Source organism: Streptococcus sp. HMSC072D03 (genome assembly GCF_001812855.1).
Lineage (GTDB): Bacteria > Bacillota > Bacilli > Lactobacillales > Streptococcaceae > Streptococcus > Streptococcus salivarius_D.
In genome coordinates, this window is the sequence record NZ_KV810616.1 from 67487 (window position 1) to 68344 (window position 858).

Here is an 858-nt window from a genome sequence, read left to right on the forward strand (position 1 = left end):
AAGTTCCATTTTAAATTCTTTTGAATAGGAACGATTTTTTGTTTTCTTTGTAAATCCTAAAATCCCATATTTTTTATAGATAGCAGCCCAATCTAGAATCGCCCTTGTGGAAATATGGAGACAGTTACGTATTTCAGATCTGGAACAATTACCATTAATATAATCGATACAAGCTTGTTCTTTCTCGAATGGAGTGAAATTTTCTCTTCTAGACATAAAAATACCTCTTAAGTAGATTTTAGGTATTTACCATGTCTACTTAAGAGGTATCATATCAGAACGGGTGTTTTGCTCTTCGGCTGAAAGCCTCTGCTACCGGCCGAGGCCTAAAGGCCTACCGAATGGTTTCCCTTCAGCACCACCTTTACTAGCTGTCCCGACTAGCGGGTCTCTTTAAGATTACTTTCTTTTATTATTCTCACCTGTAAATGGATCATACTCCTCAAATAGACTAAGCTGATCTGCTACCACGTCCTCTTGTAATTGATTACGAATATATTCTTCAATTCGCTTCTGATTTCGTCCAACCGTATCAACATAAAAGCCTCGACACCAAAATTTGCGATTCCCATATTTATACTTTAAATTAGCATGTCGATCAAATATCATTAAGCTACTTTTGCCCTTTAAATATCCTATAAATGAGGAAATACTTAGCTTCGGTAGTATACTCACTTACATGTGAATATGAGCTGGGCAAGCTTCCGCTTCATGAATTTCAACACCTTTTCTTTCACATAATAATCGTAAGATTTGACCTATACTTGCTTTGTATTTTCCATAAATTATCTGACATCGATATTTGGGCGCGAACACAATATGATAATTACAATTCCATGTAGTATGTGCTAAACTATT

At 35.7% G+C, this 858-nt stretch carries 2 pseudogenes; both read right to left on the minus strand.

The annotated features are described in order from the left end of the window. A pseudogene (locus HMPREF2877_RS01380) lies at positions 1 to 216 on the minus strand (transposase); the annotation flags it as partial. A 183-nt stretch (positions 217 to 399) separates the two neighbouring features. Continuing rightward, positions 400 to 858, minus strand: a pseudogene (gene tnpA / locus HMPREF2877_RS01385) (IS200/IS605 family transposase); the annotation flags it as partial.